Source organism: Photorhabdus kleinii, from assembly GCF_025384885.1.
GTDB lineage: Bacteria > Pseudomonadota > Gammaproteobacteria > Enterobacterales > Enterobacteriaceae > Photorhabdus > Photorhabdus kayaii.
The window spans coordinates 75,949-97,324 of record NZ_JAJAFY010000008.1 but is presented as its reverse complement, the minus strand read 5'-3'; the positions used below and the strand labels follow the sequence as shown (position 1 = coordinate 97,324).

Below are 21,376 nucleotides of genomic sequence, written 5' to 3'. Positions count from 1 at the left end.
TTATGAGTTTAACTTCTGTCAGTGAACACCTACTGGCTGCAAATAAATTAAGCCATCAAGATCTGTTTTCAGTACTCGGTCAACTGGCTGAACGTCGGCTCGATTATGCCGATCTCTATTTTCAGTCCAGTTACCATGAATCTTGGGTGCTGGAAGATCGGATTATTAAGGATGGTTCCTATAATATTGATCAGGGGGTTGGCGTTAGGGCAATCAGTGGTGAAAAAACGGGTTTTGCTTATGCAGACCAGATCACGTTGAATGCGTTGCAACAAAGTGCACAGGCTGCCCGTAGCATCGTCCATGAAAAAGGGAATGGTAAAGCCCATACTTTTGGCGAAGTGACCTATTCTCAGCTTTATGCAGCAATTGATCCGCTGCAAAGTTTTTCCCGTGAAGAAAAGATTGCGTTATTGCAGTGTGTGGATCAGGTGGCTCGTGCTGAAGATCCAAGAGTACAGGAAGTCAATGCCAGTCTGACAGGGATCTATGAACGGGTGTTGGTCGCGGCAACCGATGGGACCTTGGCGGCTGATATTCGTCCTCTCATTCGCTTATCTGTCACGGTGCTGGTGGAGGATAACGGCAAACGTGAACACGGCACTAGCGGTGGTGGTGGCCGTTACGGTTATGAATATTTTCTGGAAGTGGTTAGTGGTCAGATCCGTGCAGAACAATTTGCGCGTGAAGCTGTTCGTATGGCACTGGTGAATCTTTCCGCTGTTGCTGCACCTGCTGGTACCATGCCGGTTGTTCTAGGGGCTGGTTGGCCGGGAGTGTTGCTGCATGAAGCTGTTGGTCATGGGTTGGAAGGTGATTTTAACCGCCGTGGTACTTCTGTGTTTTCTGGTCAGATTGGTGAAAAAGTCGCTTCTGAACTCTGTACTGTGGTTGATGATGGCACAATAAAAGGTCGCCGGGGGTCATTGGCAATTGATGATGAAGGCGTTCCTGGACAATACAATGTATTGATTGAAAATGGCATTCTGAAAGGTTACATGCAAGATAAAATGAATGCGCGTCTGATGGGTGTTGCGCCGACTGGCAATGGTCGCCGTGAATCTTATGCACATTTGCCAATGCCTCGTATGACTAATACCTATTTGCTGGCGGGTCATTCCACACCGGAAGAGATCATCGGTAGTGTGAAAAATGGCTTATATGCGCCAAATTTTGGTGGTGGTCAAGTGGATATCACTTCCGGTAAATTCGTGTTCTCGACATCGGAAGCTTATTTGATTGAGAACGGTAAAATTACCAAACCAGTGAAAGGTGCAACCCTCATCGGTTCCGGTATTGAGGCTATGCAGCAGATCTCTATGGTAGGAAACGATCTTGAACTGGATAAAGGTGTTGGGGTTTGTGGCAAAGAGGGCCAGAGCGTACCTGTTGGTGTTGGTCAGCCTACTTTGAAACTGGACAACTTGACCGTTGGAGGAACAGCCTGATTTTTGGCTGGTTAATACTCTTGTTTGAAGAAGTAGAAGAAGAACTGGAAGGGGAACTTAGTTTTAATATTTTCCCCTAACAGAAATTAGAACCTTACGGGTTTTAGGTTGTTAAGCGGATTCAGCCATATCTCTAAGATACTGGAAAATCTGACGATAAGATTTAGGTGGCTTATTTGCCGCCTTTTCTTTTTTGGCGTTGCGGATCAAGGTACGCAATTGCTGGCGATCGGTTTGTGGGAATAACGCCACCACTTCATCAATAACATCGTCATTGCCATCAATCAATTTATCACGTAATTCTTCCAGTTTATGGAGCAGAGTGATTTGCTGATTATGACGATTTTTCAGTTTATCGAGCGCGGTGGTAATTGGCTCGACATCCCGGGTACGCAGCAATTTACCAATAAATTGTAATTGGCGACGGCGCCCCTCTCTTTTTATCTTCTGTGCAAGTTCAATGGCGGCCAGCAGATCCTCATCTAACGGAACGCGTTCAAGCGCACTTTTGCTGAGCTCAACCAATTCTGTACCCAGCTTTTTCAATGCTTCGGCATCACGTTTAATTTCACTTTTACTGACCCAAATTATCTCTTCCTCTTCCTCTTCGGCAGGATAATCATTGAGCCAATCTTCAGGCTGCTTTGCCATAGTGGTTTTCCTTTTAAAAAGGTCGGAACTGGCAGGTTGATTTTTGGAGCATGACCTGTAGCCCGGCGGGTGTTAACATCCTAATATTGTGTATTGTAACTGGGAAAAACGTCGGATTACCACTCGACATTGACTGTGTGGGTAAAACGGTTCTGTTTTCCCGATAGATTTTCCCTTTATTCATCAAATTACGGGTAATTAATGAAAATCACGGATCAAATTGCGGAACAACGCAAACAACTGGAAAATGCAGTTTCACAGGCACTAGAGCTGGCAAAAGCGGGTTGTGATGCTGCGGAGGTTGCGGTTAATAAAACAACGGGTATTAGTGTCAGTACCCGCTTTGGTGAAATAGAAAATGTAGAATTCAATAGTGATGGTGCTTTGGGGATTACCGTATACCATCAGCAACGTAAAGGTAGCGCATCATCAACAGATTTAAGCCCGGATGCCATTGCCCGTACTGTTCAGGCTGCGATTGATATCGCTCGTTATACCTCTCAGGACCCGTGTGCTGGCCCGGCAGATAAAGCGCTATTGGCGTTTGAAGCGCCAGATCTTGACTTATTCCATCCAACAGAGTTGGATGCTGATAAAGCAATTGAACTGGCTGCTCGTGCGGAACAAGCTGCATTACAGGCAGATAAGCGTATTACCAATACTGAAGGTGGCAGTTTTAACAGCCATTATGGTATCAGAGTGTTTGGTAACAGCCACGGTATGTTGCAAAGTTATTGCTCCAGCCGTCATTCTATGTCGAGTTGTGTGATTGCTGAACTTGATGGCGATATGGAGCGGGACTATGCGTATACCATTCATCGTCGTTTTGAAGATTTAAAATCGCCAGAATGGGTTGGGCAGGAGTGTGCTCGTCGTGCATTATCTCGTTTGTCGCCACGTAAATTACCGACTATGAAAGCACCGGTGTTGTTTGCTGCGGAGGTTGCAACGGGCCTTTTCGGTCATTTGGTTGGCGCTATCAGTGGTAGCAGTATTTACCGGAAATCCTCTTTCCTGCTTGATCATCTGGGCAAACAAATCCTGCCATCATGGCTGACAATTGAAGAACGGCCACACTTGCTGGCGGGGCTGGCATCTTCTCCATTTGATAGTGAAGGTGTTTCTACCAGCAATCGGGATATTATCAAGGATGGTATATTACAGACTTGGCTTCTGACCAGTTATTCTGCCCGTAAGCTAGGAATGGCAAGTACCGGCCATGCAGGAGGGATTCATAACTGGTGCATTGCAGGGCAAGGTCAAGATTTTGCAGGTTTACTGCGTCAGATGGGAACTGGGTTAGTGGTCACTGAACTGATGGGGCAGGGAGTCAGTGCAGTAACCGGCGACTATTCCCGTGGCGCCGCTGGTTTTTGGGTAGAAAATGGTGAGATTCAGTATCCTGTCAGCGAGATTACTATTGCAGGCAATTTAAAGGATATGTGGGCCAATATGGTCACTATTGGGAATGATATTGAAACGCGTAGTAATATCCAGTGTGGTTCAGTCTTACTGCCGGAAATGAGTATCGCTGGTCAATAAGAGATACTCGTTTCCGATTACTTTAGTCAGCCCGGATCAAATGGGCTGGCTGAATTAACGGTGGAGCTCACCGGCAGCTTCTGGTTGATAAAGTAATTCTAATACTTTGACGCGGGTTTCTTCGCCGTTTGGCAATTCCCAACTGATTTCGTCACCGATACGAAGGCCCAATAATGCAGCACCTAAAGGAGCCATAACAGAAAGCTGATCTGAACTGTCTTGCAGTGACGCTGGATAAACTAAAGTACGTACCCGTTCTTCATTGCTTGTCAGGTCAATAAAACGAACCCGGCTGTTCATCGTCACAACATCTGATGGAATTTCTGCTGGCGGTACAATCTCTGCACGATCCAGCTCCTCATTCAAAGCGTCAGCGATACTAGTATCTGCAAACGCTGGCTGTTCCAACAGGGAATCTAAACGTTCTGCGTCTAATTCGTTGATGATAATTGCTGGTTTAGTCATACCACACTCCAAATGGATTCCAATACAAAATAACACCCCGCACCATGAGGAGGGGGGTGTTATTTAAAATGATTAACCTGATAGTAGGCTGTTCTTACTGGAAAATAAAGAGATCATGATCACGAACTGTTTTGTGCTGCTAATGAAAACAGTGAAGGACATGATAATCCATAGGTGAGTGAGCAACGTTATTCTTCGTCAAATCCCGAATTAAATAGATCAATAATAGCTGCAAGAGCCTGCTCTTCATCTGGGCCACTGGCTTCAACTTCAATATAGCTGCCTTTTTCTGAATCCAGCATCAGCATAGCAATTACACTGCTGGCCTCGGCTTCAACATGGCTATCATTGCGTAAAATAACATGAGATTCAAAGAGCTGTACTAGATCATACAGCTTCATTGCTGGCCGTGCGTGCATTCCCAGCCGATTTTTGATTTCAAGTCTTTGCTTGATAGTCATTATTTTCGCTTTTCGAGAGTACGGTGGCGCGACTGTACGTTTTTTCCTCTGGAACGAAAATAATCGGCCAACTGTTCTGCCACATAAACAGAACGGTGTTTACCGCCGGTACAGCCAATAGCAACGGTCAGATAGCTGCGGTTATTGGTTTCAAGCATAGGTAGCCAGAGTTCAAGATAACTGCGGGTTTGATAGATGAAGTTATGCACTTCCGTATGACGGTCGAGGAAAGCGGCTACAGGGCGATCAAGACCGGTCATTGGCCGTAATTTGGGGTCCCAGTGTGGGTTTGGTAGGAAGCGTACGTCAAAAACATAGTCGGCATCAATTGGAATGCCATGCTTAAAGCCGAAAGACTCAAAGACCATTGTCAACTCACGTTCCCGTTTGCCTAGCAGACGCGTTCTTAGCATCTCAGCCAATTCATGGACTGACATTTCGGAGGTGTCGATAATCAGGTCAGCTCTTGAACGAAGGGGTTCCAGCAGATCACTTTCTTGATCAATCGCGCTTTCCAGAGAAAGATTTTTGCTTGATAGCGGATGCAGACGGCGGGTGTCGCTATAACGGCGGATCAACGTATTACGTTCAGCATCAAGGAATAGTAATTGCGGTGAGAAACTCGCTGGTAGTTTAGTCAGAGCTTCTTCGAAAACTTCAGGTGATTCCGGCATGTTTCTTACATCAATACTAACCGCAGCAGAAATATCGCGGTCAGCTAGCGTATTTGCTAATTCCGGTAGTAATACTACCGGCAAGTTGTCTACACAATAAAAACCCATATCTTCCAGTGCGCGTAAGGCAACGGATTTACCTGAACCGGAACGGCCACTGACTATCATCAGCACCATGAGGCGACTCCCCTTAATTTCTTAGTGGTTATTATGAGCCACTCTTATTTATTGCTATCCATGCATTGCAACAGTTATTCAGTGATAATTGCGTATAATTCTTCATCACTTTGTGCCGATCTTAAACGACGGCAGAGATTTTTATCTGCAAGACGTTTGGCAATCAATGACAATGTGTGTAGGTGTGTTTGGCATTGATCGTTTGGAACCAGTAAAGCAAACAGCAAATCGACTGGTTGATTATCAATAGCATCGAAAGCAATAGGTTGTTCCAGACTTAGGAAAACGCTAACCGCTTGATCTGAGCTTTCTTCATCTAACTTACCGTGAGGGATAGCAATACCACTGCCAATTCCAGTAGTACCTACTTTTTCTCGGGTTAATATTGCTTCGAATACGACATTTTCTGGTAACTTAAGCTGCTTAGATGCTAGCTCACTGATAATCTCTAAAGCCCGTTTTTTGCTCGAACAATGTACATTATTGCGCGTACATGCGAGGGAAAGCACAGAGCTTAGTAGTAAATCTGCTTGATTATTCATTTTCCTATTCACTTAGGTGCTTATTGATACAGGATGCCATAGGTTATCTGTGGCATCCTGTATTTGCGCACTGTTTTACAGCAATACTCTGCTGTTGTTACTACATTCTTTGTTAACTAACTGTTAATGATGTCTCAGTTTGTCTTTATGTTTGGTTAATTGACGCGCCAGTTTATCGACCAGTCCATCAATTGCTGCATACATATCTTCATGTTCTGATGATGCGTGCAACTCACCTCCGTTAATGTGTACAGTAGCTTCGGCGATTTGTTGTACCTTTTCCACTCGGAGGATTACCTGAGTCAGGTTGATCCTGTCGAAATATTGATCCAGTTTGCTGCATTTTGCAGTGATAATGTCGCGTAATGCATCAGTAATTTCAATATTGTGGCCGGTTATTTTGAGTTGCATATTGTCTTCCTTCTCTGTTCATTTCAAACCAGACGCTTACGTTGGTTTGATGGCGGAATGGATAACGACTCTCGATATTTTGCGACAGTCCGTCGGGCAACCATGATGCCTTGATCGGCTAGCATGCTCGTCAGTTTGCTGTCACTGAATGGTTTGGCGGGGTTCTCCGCTGCTACCAGTTTTTTCACCAAAGCCCGTATTGCAGTTGAAGAGGCTTCGCCTCCACTTTCTGTATTGACATGGCTGGAGAAAAAATACTTCAATTCAAAAATACCACGTGGGCTGTGCAGGAATTTCTGGGTGGTTACCCTGGAAATGGTAGATTCATGCATATCAATCTGGAAAGCAATGTCTGCCAAAACCATAGGTTTCATATACTCTTCACCATGTTCAAAAAATTCCTGTTGCTGCTCTACAATACAACGCGCAACTTTCAGCAGAGTATCATTTCGGCTTTCCAGGCTTTTGATAAGCCACTTGGCCTCTTGTAGGTTATTACGGATAAACTGACTGTCACTTTCATTGCGCGTATGTTGCCCAAGCTCTGCATAATGCTGATTAATGTGTAAACGGGGGATACTATCTGTATTCAATTCTACTTGCCAGTGTTCACTCTCTTTTCGAACCAGTATATCGGGGATGACATATTCTGATTCGCCGGTGTTTATTGCCAGGCCAGGCTTCGGTTCAAGTGACTGGATTAAATTTATGACCTCTTTCAGAGTATCTTCTTTCAAGCGACTTAGGCGGGTTAAATTGCGGAAATCCCGATGACCTAATAGCTCCAGATGTTCGCAAACGATCAGTCTCGCCTCTTCCAAATAAGGTGTTTCTGGTGGAAACATTGATAGCTGGACTAGTAGACAATCTTTTAGATCACGAGCGGCGACACCGATAGGATCGAAATGTTGTATTTGTTTTAGCACCGCTTCCACTTCTGCCAGAGTAAGTTGAGCGTCGCCAATGCTGACAAGAATATCTTCTAATGGCACAGTGAGATAGCCAGTATCATCTACGGCATCAATGATTGATGTCGCAATTGCCGCATCTGTTTCGGTGAAAGGGGTGAGCTCTGCCTGCCACATCAAATAGTCTTGCAAGGTTTGAACGGTTTCACCTTGGTAAAGTGGCAGTTCGTCGTCGTTATAGTCATTGCGTGTCCCGGAAGGTGTGCCAGCGGTGTAAATTTCATCCCAACTGGCATCCAGGGGTAACTCGTCTGGCATATCCTTTTGTTGCAAGGCATCAAGCGTATCCATAGCTTCCGTTTCGTTATCGGGAAGTTCCTGATTGCTAATTTCCTGATGATCTTCATCCTGTTCAAGCAAAGGGTTCATTTCTAACGCTTGTTGTATTTCCTGTTGGAGTTCAAGCGTAGAAAGTTGCAACAAACGAATAGCTTGTTGGAGCTGTGGTGTCATAGCCAGTTGCTGGCTAAGCCTGAGTTGCAAACTTTGCTTCATAGCGTTAAATCAATTCTCCTGGCCGAATTAGAGCCGGAAACCTTCGCCTAAATAAACGCGCTTCACCTGTTCATTATTAAGAATATCATTAGGTGTGCCGTGAGCAATCAGATGCCCTTGGCTGACAATATAAGCACGTTCGCATACATCCAATGTTTCACGGACATTGTGGTCTGTGATAAGGACCCCGAGTCCATAATCTCTCAAATGCTGAATAATCTTCTTGATATCGATGACTGAGATAGGATCTACGCCGGCGAAAGGCTCATCCAGCAAAATAAATTTAGGATTAGCTGCCAGCGCTCTGGCAATCTCTACGCGGCGACGTTCACCTCCGGAAAGTGATTGACCAAGATTGTCACGTAGGTGGCTGATATGAAACTCTTCCATCAGCTCTTCGGCACGTTCTTTCCGCTGTTCTTGAGTCAAATCCTGGCGGATCTCCAATACAGCCATCAGGTTGTCGAATACGCTTAGACGGCGGAAAATAGAAGCTTCCTGAGGCAAATAACCGATACCACGTCGTGCCCGTTCGTGAAGTGGCAGTAGGCTAATATCTTCATTATCAATGGTAATTGTCCCGGTATCCCGTGAAACGATACCGACGACCATATAGAAAGTCGTCGTTTTCCCTGCACCGTTCGGACCAAGCAGGCCGACAATTTCGCCGGAGTTCACGTTTAGGCTGACATTTTCAACGACCTTACGGCCTTTGTAAGCTTTTGCCAGGTTTTCTGCGTTTAGTATTGCCATATATCGTTATTTACTCTTGTTGTTAACCCCAGGGCCTTCTTCTTGTAATTGAGAAGGTAGTAGGACGGTTGTCACTCGTTTACCTTTGTCACTAAACGCTTCCATTTGCTGAGTTGGGACTAGATAGGTGATACGGTCGCCTTTTATATTGCTGTCTAACTGTTCCAAATAGGCATTGCCAGTGAGTGTAACCAGCTCTTTATCCATTTCGTAACGCATTTTGGAACCGCGGCCCTTGATTGGTTTGCCATTGTCCTGTAGTTGATAGAAGGTTACTGGATTGCCAAATGCTTCAATAACCATTTTCTTAGAATCGCCATCTGGGCGAGTCACAACAACTTTGTCAGCGCGGATATCGATAGAACCCTGTTTGATGATCACATCTTCTGTAAATGTGGAAGTGTTTCTTGTCATGTCAAGGGCTTGTTTAACAGAATCGATAGAAATGGGTTTCTGTGTGTCATCTTTCAGTGCCATAGCGGGAAGACTGACTACAAAGATAGCACTGGCAATAAAAGCATTACGGATTCTGTTTTTCATGTTGGATTTCATAGTAGGTGTTAACCTTTTCAATCAGTTCAGCGGTTTTGTTTCGCAGGTTGCCACGCATTTTCATACCGACGGATTTTAGCCCGACACCAATCAGTGTGACCTGATCGTCAGATGAAACATCCTGAGTGACCAGGTTGATGATAGCGTTCTCTGTAGTAATACGTTGTAATTGTGACGTATTAGTCAGACTGTCAACCTGTACGTCTCCGTAAAGATAGAGCATTTTGTCATTAGTTAGTTTGGCTTTGTTAGCACGAACTGTCCATGTAGCAATGGCATTTGAGTCATAAGTAATTAATACCGGTTTGGTAAACCAGGTAAGTTTTGACTCTGCATAGTTCTGGACGTCATCAGCGACCAGTTTATACGTCAGTTTCCCCGTAGGGTCATAAACAAAAGTTATAGCTTCCTGACTTTGATAGGTTGGCTGACTGTTATCTGTGGCAGAAGATGATTTAATCTCATCTGAATCAGACAAGTTCCAGCCAATTAACGCCAGGATGATTAATACCAGAGTTATCACCAACCAGGATTTGATTCTATCCATTCTCGTTTCACTTCAACCTACTATATTGATAATCCTTTGGCCTCTTCCAGCTTATTCTGAGCAAAAAGCACCAAATCACAAAGTTCCCTTACCGCACCGTGTCCCCCTGCAATTTGGGTGACATAATGCGCTTTTGGTAAGAGTAATGGATGTGCATCCGCCACAGCGACAGATAACCCCACTTGTTCCATGACAGGCCAGTCAATCAGATCATCACCAATATAAGCAACCTGTTCTGGTTTTAATCCCAGTTTATCTAACAATTCTTTGTACGCCAAAACCTTATCACTTTGTCCTTGGTAAAGATGTGTAATACCCAAGGTGTTTGCTCGATCTTCCAGCAATTTTGCTTTACGGCCGGTAATAATAGCGACTTCGATTCCTGAAGTAATTAAGCAGCGAATTCCGTAACCATCTCTAACATTAAATGTTTTTAATTCTTCACCGTTATTGCCCATATAGATCCGGCCATCGGACATAACACCGTCAACATCGCAAATCAGTAAGCGGATTTTACGGGCTTTTTCAATAACGTCTTTATTAACTGGACCATAACAGGTGTCCAAATAAACTAATTGGCTCATTAAGGCGTTTTCTCCGGTTACACCACACCAGCTTGTAGCAGGTCATGCATATGTAATACACCAAGCAATTTATTGTCCTCTGCAACCAATAAGGACGTGATATGGTGTGACTGCATTAAGTTCAATGCATCAACTGCAAGGGCATTCGGTTTGATGCGGATGCCACCTGTTGTCATAACATCTGAAATTTTGACATTGTACAAATCGACGCCCATATCAAACACTCGCCGTAAGTCACCATCAGTAAAAATACCATCAATATACATATTTTCATCGCAAATGACGGTCATACCCAGTTTTTGTCGGGTGATTTCGAGCAGCGCTTCGCGTAAGGTGGCGTGACGATTAACCTTTGGAATATCATCGCCTGTATTCATCAAATCACTCACCAGTAGCAGAAGTTTGCGTCCAAGAGTGCCGCCTGGATGTGATAGTGCGAAATCTTCAGCAGTAAAGCCGCGTGCCTGGAGCAATGCAACCGCTAAAGCATCACCCATAACCAGTGTTGCAGTGGTACTGGTTGTAGGAGCCAAACCTAGCGGACAAGCTTCCTGTGGGACTTTGATACACAGGTGGATATCGGCGGCTTTTCCCATATTACTGTTGTAATTGTTAGTCATGCAGATAAGCGGGATTTTTTGGCGTTTTAATGCGGGAATCAGCGACAAAATTTCACTGGATTCACCCGAATTTGAGATGGCTAAAACAATGTCTTTAGGTGTGATCATGCCGAGATCGCCGTGGCTAGCTTCTCCCGGATGAACGAAAAAGGATGGTGTACCGGTGCTGGCGAAAGTGGCAGCAATTTTACACCCGATATGGCCGGATTTACCCATCCCCATGACAATCACTTTACCTTCGCAGTTGAACATCAGTTCACAGATACGGTCAAAATCTCCGTTTATATGTTGTTCAAGTTCTGTTAATCCATCCCGTTCTATGTGTAATACTTTTTTACCCGCTTGCTGAAAATCAATCTTAGGCATTTCTTTTTCCTACTCATTCGTGTTTATTTAATGCTGTAATTGGAAATAAACAGTACGATAAAATAAGCGATAAAGCAGCTTAATAACAGGACACCTTTAAATCGGTTTAATCGGTGTTTACGACCCAGACAAAATGCAGTAAATATTATGCTGGCTACCATCATTACCCAAAAGTCACGATGGAAAGATTCAGGTGAAATGGCGGCTGGTGAGAGTAATGCGGGAAGGCCCAAAACAATTGATATATTGAATATATTCGAACCTATAATATTCCCGAATGCAATGTCATCTTCGCCTTTGAATGCTGCGGCAATAGAGGTTGCTAATTCTGGCAGGCTGGTACCGACCGCAAGCACGGTAAGCCCGATAACTAATTCACTGATGCCATAAATGCGGGCAATAACAGTTGCATTATCAATAACCATACGAGTTGCCATAGGTAAAATAAGTAACCCTAATAGAATCCAAAGTAGGGCAATGTGTTTATTGCCTTCGACCGGTAATTCCGCAGCCTGTTCTTGCGTATAAATATCCGCTTCGGCACGGCGCGGTAGAGCAACCATTTTTATCATCAGTAAGATATACACTATGGCGGAAGCGAGTAATACCAACCCATCCATCCGGCTGAGATAGTGATCACTCATTAAATAACCACAGAAGACGGTGAGCAGTAGCATCAATAGCAGTTCCTGCCGCAGGATATCTGATTTTACTTCCATTGGGCGAATAAATGCAGCAGCACCGGGTATTAGTAGCAGATTAGTAATGTTGGAGCCAATAACATTACCCACGGCCATATCAGGTTGACTATCTAGCATTGCAGTAACTGAAACCATTAATTCTGGTAGAGAAGTTCCAATGCCAACAATGGTAATACCAATAATAAATGGAGGCAGTCCCAGAGTACGGGCAAAAATTGCAGCACCATATACTAATCTATCGGAACCATATACCAGTAAAATCAACCCGGCAATTAGAAGTAAAAAGGTCAGAAGCATGAAGCGTCCCTTGTAAGGTATATTCCGAATTAATGTTAACGCTGGTTGATTTTCTAAACAAAAATTGTCTGCCCAGTTAGATGGGGTATATTCTGACGGCGGTGGATAGAAAAGTAAAATTTGTCATCACATTAATGGCGAAAATTTTCCCGTTTTTTTGTAGTATATATGATTAATATATGAACCAAATATTAAAGCCAATTTATTAACCGTTAAGGGCTATCAATAATGAATCGACAGACAGCAAATCTCATCGAGATCCGTGGTATGTATTTTACCCGTGGTAACCGTTTGATTTTTGCTGATATTAATCTAGTTGTGCCTAGAGGAAAAGTCACTGCAATTATGGGGCCTTCTGGGATAGGGAAAACGACACTATTACGATTAATTGGTGGTCAGTTACGTCCTGAACGTGGAGAGATCTGGTTTGATGGTGACAATATTCCTGCTTTATCCCGTTCTCACTTGTATGCTGCTCGCAAGAAGATGAGTATGCTGTTTCAATCTGGGGCATTATTCACTGATCTCAATGTCTTTGAGAACGTTGCTTTTCCGCTGCGTGAACATACGAATCTGCCTGAAGAAATTATACAGACCACGGTAATGATGAAATTAGAGGCGGTAGGGTTACGTGGTGCCGCGAATTTGATGCCTTCCGAACTTTCCGGTGGTATGGCAAGGCGTGCGGCTCTGGCTCGTGCTATTGCACTTGATCCTGATCTGATTATGTTTGATGAGCCTTTTGTTGGTCAGGACCCGATTACGATGGGGGTTTTGGTGAAGTTGATTGATGAGCTGAATAAGGCACTTGGCGTTACCTGTGTGGTTGTTTCCCACGATGTACCGGAAGTTCTGAGCATTGCAGATTACGCTTATATTATCGCTGAACAACAGATTATTGCTGAGGGTACAGCTCAACAGTTGCATTCTAATTCTGATAGGCGAGTACGGCAATTTCTGGATGGTATTGCTGATGGGCCAGTACCTTTCCGTTTCCCGGCAGGGGATTATAAAACTGAGTTATTAGGATAATGGGATGTTAATGTTAACACAGGCGCTGGCGGCACTTGGCCGACGGGCCATTGAAGTGTTTGCCTCTTTTGGTCGTGCAGGTTTTATGCTTTTCCGCGCGATAATTGGCAAGCCAGAACCCGCCAGACAATGGCCGTTACTCCGACAGCAGCTTTACAGCGTGGGTGTTCGGTCATTATTGATTATTATCGTTTCAGGGCTGTTTATTGGCATGGTGCTTGGCCTACAGGGGTATCTGGTACTGACAACATACAGCGCAGAAGCCAGTCTTGGTATGATGGTGGCGATATCTCTGTTACGTGAATTGGGGCCGGTGGTCACGGCACTGTTGTTTGCTGGTCGAGCAGGATCAGCCCTGACCGCAGAAATCGGTTTGATGAAAGCCACGGAGCAAATTTCCAGCCTGGAGATGATGGCGGTAGATCCATTACGGCGTGTGATAGCGCCCCGTTTCTGGGCCGGGTTTATCAGTATGCCGCTATTATCTTTGATTTTTGTTGCGGTAGGTATTTGGGGCGGTGCGATGGTTGGTGTTGATTGGAAGGGGATTGACAGTGGCTTCTTCTGGTCTTCCATGCAGTCTGCTATCGAGTGGCAGAAAGATTTGCTGAATTGTTTTATTAAAAGTGTCGTTTTCGCCATTACTGTGACCTGGATTGCTCTATTCAATGGTTATGATGCGATCCCGACTTCAGAAGGGATCAGCCGAGCAACGACCAGAACGGTAGTTCATGCGTCGTTAACGGTTTTAGGTTTGGATTTTGTGCTGACAGCACTCATGTTTGGGAACTAAGCCAATGCAAAGCAAGAAAAGTGAAATTTGGGTTGGATTTTTTGTCTTGATTGCACTGGCTGCAATCGTCTTTTTATGCCTAAAAGTGGCAGACATTAAATCGGTAGGCAACCAGCCAACTTACCGTTTGTACGCAACTTTTGACAATATTGGTGGCCTGAAAGTGCGTTCACCGGTAAAAATTGGGGGTGTGGTGATTGGTCGTGTTGCAAGTATCTCTCTTGATGAAAAAACTTATACGCCGCAAGTGGCACTGGATATTATGAAGCAATATGACCATATCCCTGATACCAGTTCTCTTTCCATTCGTACTTCTGGCCTATTAGGTGAACAATATATTGCCTTGAATATAGGGTTTGAAGATCCCGATATGGACACCCGTATTCTGAAAGAGGGTGATCGCGTACAGGATACCAAATCAGCAATGGTACTTGAGGATCTTATCGGCCAGTTCTTGTATAAGAGTGGTGATAATGTTCAAAGTGGGTCAGAGCACACGCCGACACCCTAGCCAGCAACTGAATATCATTAAGAGGAACCCATTATGTTGAAGAGATTATTAATGGTGGCGCTATTGGTTTTCGCGCCATTAGCGAGCGCAGTTGATCAAACGAATCCTTATAAGCTGATGCAGGATGCGGCGGAAAAGACTTTTACTCGTTTGAAAAACAGCCAATCACAAATTCGTCAAAACCCAGATTATCTGCGTAAAGTGGTGAAAGAGGAGCTACTGCCTTATGTCCATATCAAATACGCAGGGGCATTGGTTCTGGGGAAATACTATAAAGATACGACTCCAGAGCAGCGCAAGGCTTATTTTGTTGCATTTGAATCTTATCTTGAGCAGGCCTATGGGCAGGCTTTGGCAATGTATCATAATCAAACTTACCAGATTGACCCTGAAAAGCCGTTAGGGGACAGCAATGTTATTGCTATTCGTGTCACTATTATCGATTCGAATGGCCGTCCTCCTGTCCGTCTTGATTTCCAATGGCGCAAAAACAGCAAAACTGGTTACTGGCAGGCATTTGATATGATTGCAGAGGGCGTCAGTATGATTACGACTAAACAGAGTGAATGGGCCTCTATCTTGCGTCAGCAAGGTATTGATGGCTTAACTAAGCAGCTTGAAATCAGTGCCCGTCAGCCAATTACTCTGGAAGAGAAAAAATAAGATGGCTGAGAGTCTGATCTGGGAAAAAACAGGGCAAACATTGATTCTCAAGGGCACTTTGGATCGTAATAGTTTGCTTCCTCTCTGGCAGCAAAAAGAGAAATTATTGGCTGATATTGACAGCATCAATGTGTCACAACTTGAATATGTGGATTCTACCGGGTTAGCTCTTTTAGTCCGTTTCAAACATCATATGCAAAAGAGAGGGGATAAATTGCGCTTTTCTGGCATTGATGAACGGCTTAACACCCTGATTAAGCTCTATGATCTGCAAGAAATGATCATTGATAGCTAACCGATAATCTCATTAATTATCTGTACATACCCTATGGATTTCAAGATGCATCGCGACGGCAAGGGAACGAATCCCCGGGAGCATAGATAACGATGTGACTGGGGTGAGTGAGTGCAGCCAACAAAGAGGCAACTTGAAAGATGACGGGTATAATCAGCGCCTTTGTAAGCAGAGATGTTACAAGGGCGTTTTCACAGTTTAAGAATAAGCAGGATTCTATTAGGATAGATGGCTGTCTATTATTTATTTCTAACTACAGAACATTGAGCAATTATGGATACTAATGAGATTAAGCAAGTGCTGATAGATAAATTAGCACTGGATGAAGTCATTGTTAACGGAGATGGCAGCCATTTCCAGGTTATTGTGGTTGGTGAGATGTTTGCCGGTATGAGTCGGGTAAAACAGCAGCAAGCCGTTTATGCGCCTTTAATGGAATACATTGCTGACAATCGTATTCATGCCTTGTCAATTAAAGCCTACACGCCGGATGATTGGAAACGGGATCGCAAGCTCAACGGTTTTTAATGTTGTTTGCCTCGCTGCGAACAGCAAATTATATAAAGAGAGTAGTCACAGATGGATAAATTTCGTGTGAAAGGACCCACTCGTCTATCGGGTGAGGTTACTATTTCCGGGGCAAAAAATGCTGCACTGCCAATCCTGTTCGCCGCGTTGTTGGCTGAAGAGCCTGTTGAGTTGCAAAATGTTCCAGAATTGAAAGATATTGATACCACTATCAAATTATTGAATCGTCTTGGGACCAACGTTGAACGTAATGGTTCTGTATTTGTGGACGCCCGCGATGTGAATCAATATTGCGCGCCTTACGAGCTAGTAAAAACCATGCGTGCATCTATTTGGGCGTTAGGTCCTTTGGTAGCGCGTTTTGGTCAGGGGCAAGTTTCTTTACCGGGTGGTTGTGCTATTGGCGCTCGCCCGGTTGATCTGCATATCAGTGGCTTGGAACAGTTAGGTGCTGAAATTGTGCTGGAAGAGGGCTACGTCAAGGCTTCCGTTAATGGGCGTCTGAAAGGGGCTTGCATTGTGATGGATAAAGTCAGCGTTGGAGCGACAGTTACGATTATGACCGCGGCAACGTTGGCTGAAGGGACAACCGTTATTGAGAACGCAGCACGTGAACCTGAAATCGAAGATACGGCTAATTTTCTCAATACCTTGGGTGCAAAAATCACAGGCGCTGGCACTGACCATATCATCATTGAAGGTGTGGAACGCCTTGGTGGTGGTGTATACCGTGTACTACCTGATCGGATTGAAACGGGAACATTTCTTGTTGCGGCTGCGATATCCGGTGGCAAGGTAGTTTGCCGTCATGCTCAGCCTGATACGCTGGATGCGGTATTGGCTAAATTGCGTGAGGCGGGGGCGGATATTGAAATAGGTAAAGATTGGATAAGTCTCGATATGCACGGTAAGCGCCCTAAAGCTGTGACATTACGTACAGCTCCTCACCCCGGTTTCCCGACCGATATGCAGGCTCAGTTCAGCTTACTGAATTTGGTTGCTGAAGGTGCTGGTATGATCACCGAAACTATTTTCGAAAACCGTTTTATGCATATCCCTGAATTAATTCGGATGGGGGCTCATGCGGAAATTGAAAGTAATACCGTGCTTTGTCATGGTGTTAAAAAATTATCTAGTGCTCAGGTCATGGCGACGGATTTACGCGCATCGGCAAGTTTGGTTTTGGCGGGTTGTATTGCCGAAGGCGTAACGGTTGTTGACCGTATTTATCATATTGACCGGGGTTATGAACATATCGAAGATAAGTTGCGTGGACTTGGCGCAAACATTGAACGAGTGAAATCAACGGGAAAGTAATTGCGCTTCCTTAAATTTGGAAATAAGAAATGGGGGTAATTGTCGGGTAGCTTCGATAATTGCCAACTTTCTTATAATGCTAAAGATATTCACATATACACTGTCAGACATAAACGTTTTTGACACACATTGTTGTGTGTCAAAATAGTTCTCATTTAAATAGCCCTCAGCAGTTTTTTAAACCGGTGTTGAGGGTGTTTGATACAGGCGAGAGTCTCACTACATTTTGGAAATACAGGCAGTGTTCATTTTCTACAGACATAAAGACCTCCCCCCACCGATTTACTTTAGTAGTTTATCTAACAGATTAATATCTTGGTTATTGTGTAAATGTGGTCTTGTCCAACCATTCAAGTCATAGTCAGAAAGACAGGATTCCACCAAGTTCATCATTTTCTTCATATTGCCAGAGCTATAAGCATGGCGCAGACATTGCAAGCGGACTCCATCTTGACTACCAGCATAATTGATTTCGTATAGCTCATGGCGGCCACCGAATTCACTGCCAATGGCATCCCACATTAATTTTAAAATCTTAATCCGTTCTACATAGTCGATGCCATTGGAACCGCGTACATATTGTGCAAGATACTTATTAATTTCTGGATTATTCATGTCACGTATACTGGATGGCAGGTAGATTAAGCTGCTGGTGACATTACTTTCAATAATATTCCTGATTTTTGTATAAGCCATCGGTGCCATAACGAGATAAGTTTGAATCGCTTGAGTATCCGGCAGATAAGCATCACCTTCCCACGGCTTGGCTTCTGCCCACATGGCATCTGTCAATGACCAGAATAGATTGCGCCATGCCACTACTTCTCCCAAATCCGCTTGAACACCACGAAAATCTATCACTCCAGTACATTCGAGACTCTTTTGCAGCAGTGCTGTAATGAAATCCAGCTTAACAGCTAGGCGTACACAAGCCTGCATGGGGAACAGACGGGCAAACCCACTTTGTACAGCCCAATGGCGAGTGCGACCAACATCGCGATAAATTAGTATGTTTTCCCATGGGATTAGTACCTTATCCATCACCATAATGGCGTCATTTTCATCAAACCTACTGGAGAGAGGATAATCGAAAGGGGAACCAGTGGTACCTGCGGATAATTCATAAGAGGCGCGGGATATCAATTTCATGCCATTGGCATCCATAGGGGCAACAAACATTAGGGTAAAATCGGGGTTATCTCCTATGTCTTGGGCCGAGCCAACAATGAAGTTGTAGTGAGTAAGAGCTGAATTGGTTGCCACGACTTTGGCCCCGCTGACTATAATACCTGCATCAGTCTCTTTTTCCAGTTGGATAAAAACATCTTTGACTTCATCCGTTGGTTTATGGCGGTCAATTGGTGGGTTAACAATGGCATGATTGAAATACATACAAGTTTCCTGAATGCGTTTATACCATGCGCGGGCATTGTTAGAGAATTGACCATAGAACTCAGGGTAAGCGCCTAATGCGCAACCGAATGCCGCTTTATAATCGGGGGTGCGTCCTAGCCAGCCGTAGCTTTGGCGTGACCATTCTGCAATGGCATCTCGCTGTTGGCGCAGTTCATCTGGATTGGTCGCAAAACGGAAGAATTTGTGCGTATAACCTTCATTACCAGTGTCTGTATCCCAACAGAGCGCATTGTGGGTTCCAGGAGCATGCAGAGCATCATACAATTGACCAATTGAAGCGGCTGTATTGCGGAAAGCTGGATGTGTAGTGACGTCTTTGACTCGCTCACCATAAATGTAAATTTCACGACCATCTTGAAGTGAATTCAAATACTCTTTACTGGTAAATGGGCGTTTGTCATTGGCACGTAAATTTTCTGGTTTCATTGTTACCTCAGAATTTGTACCCATTTTTGATTTCTGAGCCGTAGGGTACTTAATGTTAATTTTATGTTTCTAGAACTTATTTTTTATCAGACTTGAATATAATGTTCATATAACCTCCATTGATTTAAGTGCCGATAAGGCTTTATTCAATACTTGTAACTTACTTTTGTTATCTACCGTTATCGTGATATCGGATAGTTTTTGGTTACATTTACTCGCCAAGAAATAATTGTTTAAGAAGACTTCTTCTGGATGGAAAGAATGAACTCCAATATGAGAGCTCTTATCTAAAAAAATAGTAGTACCTTTTTCTTTCATTTGATTCCTAATATATTCAAAATCTAAATCGTCCTCAATAATAGAATGTCCTGCACCAAAATCGACTACTTTATTTGATGCATTTTGGACAACTTTTTTGACCAGCTCTGATTCAAATTTACGGTTGTATCTATATAAATCTATAAATTTATGTTTTTTTACTAATTGCTCAACATGATTTAGATCGTAGCCTATCTTTTCATATACGGACCATCTTATAGAATCTAAACTAATCAGTTCTTTTCCTAATTTCTTAGAAATTAATTTACTCAGCGTAGTTTTACCTGCGCCAAATGGTCCAATAATATAAATATTATTCATGCCACCTCATTAATGTTCAATCTTGAGCCAATGGTTTCCCTATGTGAGACGATGATTATTTTTTTATTTTTATCAATTTTATCTATTAATTTTCTGCAATCAAATTCATCGAATATAATCACATCTGAATTTGAGTTGTTGAGATAATCTAAAAATCTATCGTTTGCTAGATAGTGATCAAAATGATGGTCTATATATATGTACCCCTTTATTTTAGATAATCTCTTAAGAAAAAAAGTTTTACCACTGCCATTATTCCCCACTAATTGTATAATCCTATCGTTTTCTAATCTTTGCTCTAAAATTAATAAATTAGAGGATAAATTTGTTTTCTTATGATAAACATTTACATGCTTAGTTATTCTTTGGATAGATACAATTTCTGATAAGTATCCGAATATTGCAAAATAAAAAATGACTATTCTATTGTCTAAGTTTATAGCAGCCGTAATGTTGTCTGATTTGAAGTTTGGATATAGAGAGTACAAAATGATTAAACTGGATATTAGGAAGCCCAATATAGAAGCGACAGAATTAATTAAATATCTTTGTGATGCTATGGTATATAAACGATGAACTCCGGATAGAATAGTATCCTGACATAAACGATTAACCAAATTACATTGAGGTAGTTTTCTAGTATAAGAAAAGTAAATTGATAGAGAGTGGAGTTCTTTATAGTGTTTATTTCTATTATCCTTGTACGTAGGATACAATAAACAAACGCTAGTAATAAATATAAACATAGCCCCAAGTATAATTATGAAATTGTCAGAGTCAAAAAACAAAAATAGGGTTCCAACAAATATCGAACCAAACCAGAAAACATCTTTAGCATACATGGTGAATCTATTTATTATTACATTGTATTCATGTTTGAATAAATTGAATCCTTCTGCCATAGAGTTTTTTTTAATAGAGGTATATATGTCTTTTCTTGCTTTTTTTCTTATTTTAAACTCTATTAAGTATGATCCTGAGATAAATGAAATTAGGCCTAATAGAGATGTGAATGTTATCTTATAGGTCTCACTGTTATATTCGTTATATGTAATTCTTCCCAATTCGAATAATGAAAAACTGGCAATGAACAATAGTATAATCCCAATTAAAGAATTATAGCTAAAAATAGACAAAAATCTGGAAATTTTGGTATGATCTTCCTCTGATCTAACTTTACTATCTAACGTGTATTTTATGGTTTCATTTTTTGTTTCCAATTCTATATCTTTAGTTTCATGAAGATGTGATAGTAGAATATCAATTTGATATTCTATTTTTAATTTTGAAATTATATCTTCTAAATCAAGTAATAACTTAGAATCCCAGCCAGTCCTATTTACATCGAAATAAATATGGCCTTTATAATTATTAATTATAGCCATATATACATTCCTTGCGGCAAAAATAAGATTTAATTGTCCTCTTGACAGTTCGTTAATGTTTGAACTCATATTAATATACTTATTAATTTGGAAGATTTCATAACATAGCTTATTTAA

Annotated in this window: 25 protein-coding genes; 9 read left to right on the top strand and 16 right to left on the bottom strand. The window is 42.7% G+C overall.

Features of this window, described 5'->3' with window-relative positions:
* The first annotated feature begins 2 nt into the window (after nt 1–2).
* A complete protein-coding gene (gene tldD / locus LG003_RS07120) occupies nt 3–1,448 on the top strand; it encodes a metalloprotease TldD (protein WP_112879252.1) in 1,446 nt (481 codons plus the stop codon).
* Nucleotides 1,449–1,559: 111 nt separating this feature from the next.
* On the opposite strand, the gene yjgA is transcribed toward tldD, so the two are convergent.
* Nucleotides 1,560–2,099: a ribosome biogenesis factor YjgA gene (yjgA, locus tag LG003_RS07115; protein WP_112879251.1), complete on the bottom strand. Its 540-nt coding sequence runs from the start codon at nt 2,097–2,099 to the stop codon at nt 1,560–1,562.
* 201 nt (nt 2,100–2,300) lie between these two features.
* Here yjgA and pmbA point away from each other — a divergent pair, with 201 nt between their 5' ends.
* Nucleotides 2,301–3,641 (top strand): metalloprotease PmbA, encoded by a 1,341-nt coding sequence (pmbA, locus tag LG003_RS07110; RefSeq protein ID WP_112879250.1) that lies wholly within the window; start codon nt 2,301–2,303, stop codon nt 3,639–3,641.
* Nucleotides 3,642–3,695: 54 nt separating this feature from the next.
* Here pmbA and rnk read toward each other — a convergent pair whose 3' ends face one another.
* The 12 genes from rnk to LG003_RS07050 all read right to left on the bottom strand — a co-directional run bounded on the left by rnk (nt 3,696) and on the right by LG003_RS07050 (nt 12,254).
* Complete coding sequence (rnk, locus tag LG003_RS07105; protein ID WP_112879249.1) at nt 3,696–4,106, bottom strand: nucleoside diphosphate kinase regulator; 411 nt, start codon at nt 4,104–4,106, stop codon at nt 3,696–3,698.
* A gap of 188 nt (nt 4,107–4,294) precedes the next feature.
* Nucleotides 4,295–4,567, bottom strand: a complete 273-nt coding sequence (npr, locus tag LG003_RS07100) for a PTS phosphocarrier protein NPr (protein ID WP_112879248.1) — start codon at nt 4,565–4,567, stop codon at nt 4,295–4,297.
* The gene (rapZ, locus tag LG003_RS07095) at nt 4,567–5,418 is read right to left on the bottom strand and encodes an RNase adapter RapZ (RefSeq protein WP_011148173.1); all 852 of its coding nucleotides are present in this window, start codon (nt 5,416–5,418) and stop codon (nt 4,567–4,569) included. Before rapZ ends, npr begins: the two co-directional genes overlap by 1 nt.
* 74 nt (nt 5,419–5,492) lie before the next feature.
* Nucleotides 5,493–5,960 (bottom strand): PTS IIA-like nitrogen regulatory protein PtsN, encoded by a 468-nt coding sequence (ptsN, locus tag LG003_RS07090; RefSeq protein WP_262980431.1) that lies wholly within the window; start codon nt 5,958–5,960, stop codon nt 5,493–5,495.
* Nucleotides 5,961–6,083: 123 nt separating this feature from the next.
* Nucleotides 6,084–6,371 (bottom strand): ribosome hibernation promoting factor, encoded by a 288-nt coding sequence (hpf, locus tag LG003_RS07085; protein WP_036775988.1) that lies wholly within the window; start codon nt 6,369–6,371, stop codon nt 6,084–6,086.
* 23 nt (nt 6,372–6,394) lie between these two features.
* The gene (rpoN, locus tag LG003_RS07080) at nt 6,395–7,834 is read right to left on the bottom strand and encodes an RNA polymerase factor sigma-54 (protein WP_112879246.1); all 1,440 of its coding nucleotides are present in this window, start codon (nt 7,832–7,834) and stop codon (nt 6,395–6,397) included.
* Nucleotides 7,835–7,861: 27 nt separating this feature from the next.
* Nucleotides 7,862–8,587 carry an LPS export ABC transporter ATP-binding protein gene (gene lptB, locus LG003_RS07075; RefSeq protein ID WP_011148169.1) on the bottom strand — a complete coding sequence of 242 codons (726 nt, stop codon included), beginning with the start codon at nt 8,585–8,587 and terminating at the stop codon, nt 7,862–7,864.
* Between the two features lie 6 nt (nt 8,588–8,593).
* Nucleotides 8,594–9,127, bottom strand: a complete 534-nt coding sequence (lptA, locus tag LG003_RS07070) for a lipopolysaccharide ABC transporter substrate-binding protein LptA (RefSeq protein WP_112879245.1) — start codon at nt 9,125–9,127, stop codon at nt 8,594–8,596.
* A complete protein-coding gene (lptC, locus tag LG003_RS07065; protein ID WP_112879244.1) occupies nt 9,108–9,686 on the bottom strand; it encodes an LPS export ABC transporter periplasmic protein LptC in 579 nt (192 codons plus the stop codon). Before lptC ends, lptA begins: the two co-directional genes overlap by 20 nt.
* A gap of 20 nt (nt 9,687–9,706) precedes the next feature.
* Nucleotides 9,707–10,270, bottom strand: coding sequence for a 3-deoxy-manno-octulosonate-8-phosphatase KdsC (gene kdsC, locus LG003_RS07060; RefSeq protein ID WP_112879243.1), 564 nt, complete (start codon nt 10,268–10,270; stop codon nt 9,707–9,709).
* 17 nt (nt 10,271–10,287) lie between these two features.
* Nucleotides 10,288–11,256 (bottom strand): arabinose-5-phosphate isomerase KdsD, encoded by a 969-nt coding sequence (kdsD, locus tag LG003_RS07055; protein ID WP_113043693.1) that lies wholly within the window; start codon nt 11,254–11,256, stop codon nt 10,288–10,290.
* A gap of 23 nt (nt 11,257–11,279) precedes the next feature.
* Nucleotides 11,280–12,254, bottom strand: a complete 975-nt coding sequence (locus tag LG003_RS07050) for a calcium/sodium antiporter (RefSeq protein ID WP_112879241.1) — start codon at nt 12,252–12,254, stop codon at nt 11,280–11,282.
* 228 nt (nt 12,255–12,482) lie between these two features.
* Between LG003_RS07050 and mlaF the strand changes: the two genes are divergently transcribed.
* From mlaF to murA, 7 genes are all read left to right on the top strand, one after another.
* Nucleotides 12,483–13,286, top strand: coding sequence for a phospholipid ABC transporter ATP-binding protein MlaF (mlaF, locus tag LG003_RS07045; RefSeq protein ID WP_112879240.1), 804 nt, complete (start codon nt 12,483–12,485; stop codon nt 13,284–13,286).
* Between the two features lie 10 nt (nt 13,287–13,296).
* Complete coding sequence (gene mlaE, locus LG003_RS07040; RefSeq protein WP_112879264.1) at nt 13,297–14,079, top strand: lipid asymmetry maintenance ABC transporter permease subunit MlaE; 783 nt, start codon at nt 13,297–13,299, stop codon at nt 14,077–14,079.
* Nucleotides 14,080–14,083: 4 nt separating this feature from the next.
* Nucleotides 14,084–14,590: an outer membrane lipid asymmetry maintenance protein MlaD gene (gene mlaD / locus LG003_RS07035; protein ID WP_112879239.1), complete on the top strand. Its 507-nt coding sequence runs from the start codon at nt 14,084–14,086 to the stop codon at nt 14,588–14,590.
* Between the two features lie 33 nt (nt 14,591–14,623).
* Nucleotides 14,624–15,253 carry a phospholipid-binding protein MlaC gene (mlaC, locus tag LG003_RS07030; protein ID WP_112879238.1) on the top strand — a complete coding sequence of 210 codons (630 nt, stop codon included), beginning with the start codon at nt 14,624–14,626 and terminating at the stop codon, nt 15,251–15,253.
* A gap of 1 nt (nt 15,254) precedes the next feature.
* Complete coding sequence (mlaB, locus tag LG003_RS07025) at nt 15,255–15,548, top strand: lipid asymmetry maintenance protein MlaB (RefSeq protein WP_112879237.1); 294 nt, start codon at nt 15,255–15,257, stop codon at nt 15,546–15,548.
* Between the two features lie 273 nt (nt 15,549–15,821).
* Nucleotides 15,822–16,076, top strand: a complete 255-nt coding sequence (ibaG, locus tag LG003_RS07020; protein ID WP_112879236.1) for a BolA family iron metabolism protein IbaG — start codon at nt 15,822–15,824, stop codon at nt 16,074–16,076.
* Nucleotides 16,077–16,127: 51 nt separating this feature from the next.
* Nucleotides 16,128–17,393 carry a UDP-N-acetylglucosamine 1-carboxyvinyltransferase gene (gene murA, locus LG003_RS07015; RefSeq protein ID WP_262980423.1) on the top strand — a complete coding sequence of 422 codons (1,266 nt, stop codon included), beginning with the start codon at nt 16,128–16,130 and terminating at the stop codon, nt 17,391–17,393.
* Between the two features lie 282 nt (nt 17,394–17,675).
* On the opposite strand, the gene hpaB is transcribed toward murA, so the two are convergent.
* From hpaB to LG003_RS07000, 3 genes are all read right to left on the bottom strand, one after another.
* Nucleotides 17,676–19,235 carry a 4-hydroxyphenylacetate 3-monooxygenase, oxygenase component gene (gene hpaB / locus LG003_RS07010; RefSeq protein WP_112879234.1) on the bottom strand — a complete coding sequence of 520 codons (1,560 nt, stop codon included), beginning with the start codon at nt 19,233–19,235 and terminating at the stop codon, nt 17,676–17,678.
* A 105-nt stretch (nt 19,236–19,340) separates the two neighbouring features.
* Nucleotides 19,341–19,874, bottom strand: a complete 534-nt coding sequence (locus tag LG003_RS07005; protein ID WP_112879233.1) for a shikimate kinase — start codon at nt 19,872–19,874, stop codon at nt 19,341–19,343.
* Complete coding sequence (locus tag LG003_RS07000) at nt 19,871–21,259, bottom strand: hypothetical protein (RefSeq protein WP_262980422.1); 1,389 nt, start codon at nt 21,257–21,259, stop codon at nt 19,871–19,873. Before LG003_RS07000 ends, LG003_RS07005 begins: the two co-directional genes overlap by 4 nt.
* Nucleotides 21,260–21,376: the final 117 nt, after the last annotated feature.